Consider the following 7210-nt stretch of genomic DNA (forward strand, 5'->3'; position numbering starts at 1 on the left):
GCAACTTCTGCTTATAACCGATTGATCTAAAACTCACAGCACCGCATTAGGTCAGTTTCTGAGTACCCGCCACTTCTGGCGGGTTTGAGATTGCCCTCCCCAACGGAAAAACCGGTAAGGAATTTATGTGCGGATTAGCTGGCGAGTTACGTTTTGATCATCAACCGGCCGACCTGGCCGCCATCGAGCGAATCACCCATCACCTGGCGCCTCGTGGCCCCGACGCCTGGGGTTTTCACAGTCAGGGGCCGATCGCCCTGGGCCATCGGCGACTGAAAATCATGGACCTGTCGGACGGCTCGGCGCAGCCGATGGTCGACAGTCAACTGGGCCTGTCCCTGGCCTTCAACGGCGCGATCTATAACTTCCCCGAATTGCGCACCGAGCTGGAAAGCCTGGGTTATGCCTTCTATTCCGGCGGCGACACCGAAGTGCTGCTCAAGGGCTATCACGCCTGGGGCGCCGACCTGCTTCCTAAGCTCAACGGCATGTTTGCCTTCGCCATCTGGGAGCGCGACAGCCAACGCCTGTTCATCGCCCGCGACCGCCTCGGCGTGAAACCCCTGTACCTGTCGCGCACCGGCCAGCGCCTGCGCTTCGCCTCGACCTTGCCAGCCCTGCTCAAGGGCGGCGACATCAACCCGATCCTCGACCCGGTGGCGCTCAATCACTACCTCAACTTCCACGCCGTGGTCCCGGCCCCCCGCACCTTGCTGGCAGGCATCGAGAAACTGCCGCCGGCGACCTGGATGCGCATCGAGGCTGACGGCAGCACCGAACAGCACACCTGGTGGACGCTGCCCTACGGCCCCCGTGCCGATGAACAGAACCTGACCCTGGAAGACTGGCGCGACCGGGTGCTGCAGAGCACCCGCGAGGCGGTGGCGATTCGTCAGCGCGCGGCGGTGGATGTTGGCGTGCTGCTGTCCGGCGGCGTCGACTCCAGCCTGCTGGTGGGACTGCTGCGCGAAGTGGGCGTGCAGGACCTGTCGACCTTCTCCATCGGTTTTCAGGACGCGGGCGGCGAACGGGGCGACGAGTTCCAGTACTCGGACCTGATCGCCAGGCACTATGGCACCCGCCATCACCAACTGCGCATCGACGAGAAGGAAATCATCGAACAACTGCCCGCCGCGTTCCGCGCGATGAGCGAGCCGATGGTCAGCCACGACTGCATCGCCTTTTACCTGCTGTCCCGGGAAGTGGCCAAGCACTGCAAAGTGGTGCAAAGCGGCCAGGGTGCGGATGAACTGTTTGCCGGTTACCACTGGTACCCGCAGGTCGATGGCGCCAGCGACCCCTATACCGCCTATCGCGAGGCCTTCTTCGACCGCAGCTACGACGACTACGCCGCCACCGTGCAACCGCAATGGCTGACCGACCATGATGCCGCCGGCGACTTTGTCCGAACCCATTTCGCCCAGCCCGGCGCCGTCGCGCCTGTGGATAAAGCGCTGCGCCTGGACAGCACGGTGATGCTGGTCGACGACCCGGTCAAGCGTGTGGATAACATGACCATGGCCTGGGGCCTGGAGGCGCGCACGCCGTTTCTCGACTACCGCCTGGTGGAATTGTCGGCGCGGGTCCCGGGGAAATTCAAACTGCCGGACGGCGGCAAGCAGGTGCTCAAGGAGGCCGCGCGCCTGGTGATCCCCAGTGAGGTGATCGACCGCAAGAAAGGTTATTTCCCGGTCCCCGGCCTCAAGCATTTGCAAGGCGCGACCCTGGACTGGGTGCGCGAACTGCTGCTGGATCCGAGCCAGGACCGCGGCCTGTTCAAGCCGGCCATGCTCGACCGCCTGCTGACCGACCCGCAAGGACAGTTGACCCCATTGCGCGGCTCCAAGCTGTGGCAACTGGCAGCGCTGAACCTGTGGCTCAGCGAACAAGGAATCTGACTGATGAAACCTTACGCCACAGCGTTGAACCAGCGCTTGCTGCGCGGCCAGGCACCGTCCTATGAGCGTCTGCAAGCGCGCTTCGCCGAAGACGGCAGCGACGCTGGCGAACCGATTGCCGTGCATTGCGGCTGGGGCCGCTTGCTGATCGGCCATACCTTCCCCGACGCGGCGAGCCTGGCCGGGGAACTGGCCCATGAAGAACCGGGCGAGCGTGACATTGCGCTGTACGTGGCCGCGCCCCAGCAAGTGTTGGGGCTGGAGCCGGCCCAGCTGTTTCTCGACCCTTCCGACACCCTGCGCCTGTGGTTCAGCGACTACCGCCAGGCGACCCGGGTCTTTCGCGGGTTTCGCATCCGCCGGGCACAAAGCGACGCCGACTGGCAGGCCATCAACCAGTTGTACCTGGCCCGCTCCATGCTGCCCATCGATCCGCAGCGCCTGACGCCCCGGCATCAAGGTGGCCCGGTCTACTGGCTGGCCGAAGATGAAGACGGCGGCGCGGTGATCGGTAGCGTCATGGGCCTCAACCATGACAAGGCCTTTGCGGACCCGGAACACGGTAGCAGCCTGTGGTGCCTGGCGGTCGACCCGCAGTGCACACGGCCCGGGGTTGGCGAAGTGCTGGTACGCCACTTGATCGAACACTTCATGAGCCGTGGCCTGAGCTACCTCGACCTCTCGGTACTGCACGACAACCGTCAGGCCAAGCAGCTCTACACCAAGCTGGGGTTCCGCACGCTGTCCACCTTCGCCATCAAGCGCAAGAACGGCATCAATCAGGCACTGTTTCTCGGCCCCGGTCCCCAGGCCGAGTTCAATCCCTATGCGCGGATCATCGTCGATGAAGCCCATCGGCGCGGCATCGATGTGCAAGTCGACGATGCCCAGGCCGGCATGTTCACCCTCAGCCATGGCGGACGCCGGGTGCGCTGCCGGGAATCCCTCAGCGACCTGACCAGTGCCATCAGCATGAGCCTGTGCCAGGACAAGAGCCTGACCCACAAAGTGCTCAAGGCGGCCGGGCTGAATCTGCCGGCCCAGCAACTGGCGGGCAACGCCGACGACAACCTGGCGTTTCTCGACGAACACCAACGGGTGGTGGTCAAACCCCTGGACGGTGAACAGGGCCAAGGCGTGGCGGTGGATCTGCAAAGCATCGACGAGCTGCAACAGGCCATCGACGACGCCCGCTGCTTCGACTCCCGGGTGTTGCTGGAAAGTTTCCACCAAGGCCTGGACCTGCGCATTCTGGTGATCGGCTTCGAGGTGGTGGCGGCCGCCATCCGCCGTCCGGCGCAAATCATCGGCGATGGCCAGCATACGATCGACGCCTTGATCCAGGCCCAGAGCCGGCGCCGGCAGGCCGCCACCGACGGCGAAAGCAAAATCCCCCTGGACCACGAAACCGAGCGCACGCTGCAAGCCGCCGGTTACACCTACAGCAGCATCCTGCCCGCAGGCGAGCGCCTGTGTGTGCGGCGTACGGCCAACCTGCACACCGGCGGCACCCTGGAAGATGTCACCGAGGTGCTGCATCCCACCCTGGTCGATGCTGCCGTGCGCGCGGCGCGGGCACTGGATATCCCGGTGGTGGGCCTGGACCTGATGGTGCCGGCCGCCGATCAGCCGGACTACGTGTTCATTGAAGCCAACGAACGTGCCGGGCTGGCCAACCATGAACCACAACCGGTGGCCGAGCGGTTTGTGGATCTGTTGTTTCCCCATAGCTGAACGCCGCGAGCGGCAAGCCACGACAGACCGCGCTTGCCGCTCGCCGTACGCCCACTTCAAGGAATTCCCATGACCCGCAAGATTCCCGAGCCCGATCTCGCCTACCTGCAGAAAGTCCTCCTGGAAATGCTCGCTATTCCCAGCCCGACTGGCTTCACCGATACCATCGTGCGCTACGTCGCCGAGCGTCTTGAAGAGCTGGGCATCCCCTTTGAGCTGACCCGCCGTGGCACCATCCGCGCCACCCTCAAGGGCCAGAAAAACAGCCCCGATCGCGCCGTCTCCGCCCACCTGGACACCATCGGTGCCAGCGTGCGCGCGGTAAAAGACAACGGCCGCCTGACCCTCGCCCCGGTGGGCTGCTGGTCCAGTCGTTTTGCCGAAGGCAGCCGCGTCAGCCTGTTCACCGACAATGGCGTGATCCGTGGCAGCGTGCTGCCGTTAATGGCCTCAGGGCATGCGTTCAACACCGCGGTCGATGAACTGCCGGTCAGCTGGGACCACGTCGAGTTGCGCCTTGACGCCTACTGCGCCACCCGGGCCGATTGCGATTCGCTGGGCGTGAGCATCGGCGATTTTGTCGCCTTCGATCCCTTGCCGGAATTCACCGAGAGCGGCCACATCAGCGCCCGGCACCTGGACGACAAGGCCGGGGTGGCCGCGCTGCTGGCCGCACTCAAAGCCATTGTCGACAGCGGCGAACCCTTGATGATCGACTGTCATCCGCTGTTCACCATCACCGAGGAAACCGGCAGTGGCGCGGCGGCGGCATTGCCCTGGGATGTCAGTGAGTTTGTCGGCATCGACATTGCGCCGGTCGCCCCGGGCCAGCACTCCAGCGAGCACGCGGTAAGCGTGGCGATGCAGGATTCCGGGGGGCCTTACGACTACCACCTCTCGCGCCACCTGTTGCGGCTGGCCAGCGAGCACGAATTGCCGGTGCGCCGTGACCTGTTCCGCTATTACTTCAGCGACGCCCACTCGGCCGTCACCGCCGGCCATGACATCCGCACCGCCCTGCTGGCATTCGGTTGCGACGCCACCCACGGCTACGAGCGCACCCACATCGACAGCCTCGCCGCGTTGAGCCGATTGCTGGGGGCCTACATCCTCAGCCCGCCGGTGTTTGCCAGCGACGCCCAACCGGCCAAAGGTTCACTGGATCGCTTCAGTCATCAGCTGGAACACGATGCACAAATGGAAAGCGATACCCGCGTGCCCTCGGTGGACAGCCTGGTAGGACAACGTTCGTCCTAGGATTTGGGTGACTTTGCACTGGTCCTGCTGCTTGAAGCGCCGTAGGATCGGCGCATTGATGACCGAGGTAACCATGCTGATTCCCCACGACCAACTTGAAGTCGACACCCTGACCCGCCTGATCGAAGACTTCGTCACCCGCGACGGCACCGACAACGGCGACGACACGCCGCTGCAGACCCGAGTGCTACGGGTGCGCAATGCCCTGAGCAAAGGCCAGGCCCTGATCGTCTTCGACCCCGAGAGCGAGCAATGCCAACTGATGCTCAAGCACGATGTGCCCAAGCACCTGTTCGACTGAGCCTCAGTCGCGCCTGTCCCGCAGGCGCTTGGACTGGATGCGTTCGTAGACTTCACAACGGTGGACATTGACGTGCCGCGGGGCTTCAACGCCGAACCGCACGTTGCCACCGCTGATGTCGAGAACACGCACCGTGATGGTGTCGCCAATGGAGATCAATTCACCGACAACGCGGCTGAGTACAAGCATGGCTCTGGTCCTTGAGATTACCGAGCCCTGAAGATGGCCGGCGAACGCCGGACCTTCAAGACAGCGCCAGGAAAACAGCCCGCTCCTACACGCCAGATCGATTTACCCTACAGACTTCCCCTGCAGTACCCGCCAATTGACTCAGGACGAGGTAAAGCGTGGGCCAAACAGAATAATGCTCGCCCCGAGCACGCACAGGGCCACTCCCAACCAGTCCGAACTCAGCGGGCGAACCCGCTCGACCAGGCCCAGCCAGGCGATCGAGGCCACGATGTAGATCCCGCCGTAAGCGGCATAGGCACGCCCGGCATAGGTCGCCTCGACCTTGGTCAACAGCAGGGCAAACAGCGTCAGGCTGAGCAGCGCCGGGACCATCCACCAGGCGCTTTTGCCCTGGCGCAGCCACATCCAGAAGGCGTAGCAACCGGCGATTTCAAACAGCGCCGCGAGGAAGAACCACAGGTAATTGAGCATGGGCACATCTCGTCAGGGTTGCCAGAATGCGGCAACCCTAACCATCGTGCCCCCAAGCCGCAAGTTCAGCCGGCGTTCTGCCGGGTCTTGGCGCGCATCTTGTCGGCCATGACGGTCATTTCGTTGTAGAGCAATTGCGGGTTCTTCTGCTTCAACGCCCAGGCCATGCGCCCCTGTTCATGGGGCAGGATCATGAACTCGCCCGCCGCAACGTGCTGGTAGATGTAGTCGGCGATATCGCTGGCGGTGATCGGCGAGCTTTCCAGCAACTTGCCGACCTGGGCCTTCATGGCCGGGGTCGGGCCACGGAATGAATCGAGCAGGTTGGTCTGGAAGAACGACGGGCAGACCACGTGCACGCCGATCTCCTGCTGCGCCAATTCGATCAGCAGGCTCTCGGACAGTGCCACCACACCGGCCTTGGCCACGTTGTAGTTGCTCATGGCCGGCCCCTGCATCAGTGCCGCCATCGACGCGATGTTGATGATCTTGCCCTTGCTTTGCTCCAGGAGCGGCAGGAAGGCCTTGCAGCCCTTGACCACGCCCATCAGGTTGATCGCAATCTGCCAATCCCAGTCTTCCAGCGACAGCTCGCTGAAGAAGCCACCGGAGGCGACCCCGGCGTTGTTGACGATCACGTCGATGCCACCGAACTTGACCTCACAGGCTTGGGCAAAGGCCGTCAACTGGCTGTAGTCGCGCACATCACAGCGCTGCACAAAGCCGTCGCCGCCGGCTTCGCGAACCAGCTTGAGGGTTTCCTGCAGGCCGGGTTCACTGACGTCCGACAAGGCCAACTGCCAACCTTCACGCGCCCAGCGCAGGGCGATTTCGCGACCCAGGCCGGACCCGGCGCCAGTGATCATCATGCGATTTTGCATAGGAAGTTGCCTTGTTGTTCTGGGAAAGATGCTCGCAGTGTAGCGAAGGAATTTCCTACACCCATGACCATCAAAGCGCTGAATGCCCCAGGCAAACCCAACCACAGCGCCGCGCCCTCGCGGGGGGGTGATAAAGGAAATAAGCCGGCAAGCCAATAGCAATAAAGAAACATTGAATTTTCTCGCGCCCGCCACAGTCGGAAACAGTAAGCCGCTCGGAGTTACTGCAGTCGGGCCTGTTATTCAACCAATGCGTCGTTCAATAACTCTCCAATAAGGAATTCGACATGGGCACGATTCTTCTGGTTATTCTGATTTTGCTGTTGATCGGTGGTCTGCCGGTATTCCCCCACTCCAAAAGTTGGGGCTATGGGCCATCCGGGGTGATTGGCGTAGTGGTCGTGGTATTGCTGGTATTGCTACTGCTCGGCAGGATCTGAGGCACAACTTACAGGCAAAAAAAAGAGGCCCGAACG

The 7210-nt window shown here is 62.9% G+C and carries 8 protein-coding genes; 5 read left to right on the top strand and 3 right to left on the bottom strand.

What is annotated here, in order from left to right; translation table 11 throughout:
* Positions 1–125 precede the first annotated feature (125 nt).
* The 4 genes from H7995_RS24695 (at position 126) to H7995_RS24710 (ending at position 5190) form a co-directional block, all read left to right on the top strand.
* A complete protein-coding gene (locus tag H7995_RS24695) occupies positions 126–1898 on the top strand; it encodes an N-acetylglutaminylglutamine amidotransferase (RefSeq protein WP_185819057.1) in 1773 nt (590 codons plus the stop codon).
* A gap of 3 nt (positions 1899–1901) precedes the next feature.
* Positions 1902–3632 carry an N-acetylglutaminylglutamine synthetase gene (ngg, locus tag H7995_RS24700; protein WP_185819058.1) on the top strand — a complete coding sequence of 577 codons (1731 nt, stop codon included), beginning with the start codon at positions 1902–1904 and terminating at the stop codon, positions 3630–3632.
* Positions 3633–3701: 69 nt separating this feature from the next.
* Complete coding sequence (locus H7995_RS24705) at positions 3702–4889, top strand: osmoprotectant NAGGN system M42 family peptidase (RefSeq protein WP_166591345.1); 1188 nt, start codon at positions 3702–3704, stop codon at positions 4887–4889.
* 73 nt (positions 4890–4962) lie between these two features.
* A complete protein-coding gene (locus tag H7995_RS24710) occupies positions 4963–5190 on the top strand; it encodes a YheU family protein (RefSeq protein ID WP_095168255.1) in 228 nt (75 codons plus the stop codon).
* A gap of 3 nt (positions 5191–5193) precedes the next feature.
* Here the strand turns inward: H7995_RS24710 and csrA are convergent, their stop codons facing one another.
* The 3 genes from csrA to H7995_RS24725 form a co-directional block, all read right to left on the bottom strand.
* Positions 5194–5379, bottom strand: coding sequence for a carbon storage regulator CsrA (gene csrA / locus H7995_RS24715; protein WP_166591344.1), 186 nt, complete (start codon positions 5377–5379; stop codon positions 5194–5196).
* A 141-nt stretch (positions 5380–5520) separates the two neighbouring features.
* Entirely contained in the window at positions 5521–5853 is a 333-nt protein-coding gene (locus H7995_RS24720) for a YnfA family protein (protein ID WP_166591343.1), read from the bottom strand.
* Positions 5854–5918: 65 nt separating this feature from the next.
* Positions 5919–6734 carry an SDR family oxidoreductase gene (locus tag H7995_RS24725; RefSeq protein ID WP_166591342.1) on the bottom strand — a complete coding sequence of 272 codons (816 nt, stop codon included), beginning with the start codon at positions 6732–6734 and terminating at the stop codon, positions 5919–5921.
* A gap of 287 nt (positions 6735–7021) precedes the next feature.
* Here H7995_RS24725 and H7995_RS24730 point away from each other — a divergent pair, with 287 nt between their 5' ends.
* Complete coding sequence (locus H7995_RS24730) at positions 7022–7174, top strand: DUF3309 family protein (RefSeq protein WP_166591341.1); 153 nt, start codon at positions 7022–7024, stop codon at positions 7172–7174.
* Positions 7175–7210: the final 36 nt, after the last annotated feature.

The organism is Pseudomonas kielensis (genome assembly GCF_014236655.1).
GTDB classification, from domain to species: Bacteria; Pseudomonadota; Gammaproteobacteria; order Pseudomonadales; family Pseudomonadaceae; genus Aquipseudomonas; species Aquipseudomonas kielensis.

Excerpts from the sequence above, each read along its gene's own strand:
- ngg (WP_185819058.1), top strand. The coding sequence starts at position 1,902 with ATGAAACCTTACGCCACAGCGTTGAACCAGCGCTTGCTGCGCGGCCAG.
- csrA (WP_166591344.1), bottom strand. The coding sequence starts at position 5,379 with ATGCTTGTACTCAGCCGCGTTGTCGGTGAATTGATCTCCATTGGCGAC.
- H7995_RS24695 (WP_185819057.1), top strand. The coding sequence starts at position 126 with ATGTGCGGATTAGCTGGCGAGTTACGTTTTGATCATCAACCGGCCGAC.
- H7995_RS24705 (WP_166591345.1), top strand. The coding sequence starts at position 3,702 with ATGACCCGCAAGATTCCCGAGCCCGATCTCGCCTACCTGCAGAAAGTC.
- H7995_RS24730 (WP_166591341.1), top strand. The coding sequence starts at position 7,022 with ATGGGCACGATTCTTCTGGTTATTCTGATTTTGCTGTTGATCGGTGGT.
- H7995_RS24710 (WP_095168255.1), top strand. The coding sequence starts at position 4,963 with ATGCTGATTCCCCACGACCAACTTGAAGTCGACACCCTGACCCGCCTG.
- H7995_RS24720 (WP_166591343.1), bottom strand. The coding sequence starts at position 5,853 with ATGCTCAATTACCTGTGGTTCTTCCTCGCGGCGCTGTTTGAAATCGCC.
- H7995_RS24725 (WP_166591342.1), bottom strand. The coding sequence starts at position 6,734 with ATGCAAAATCGCATGATGATCACTGGCGCCGGGTCCGGCCTGGGTCGC.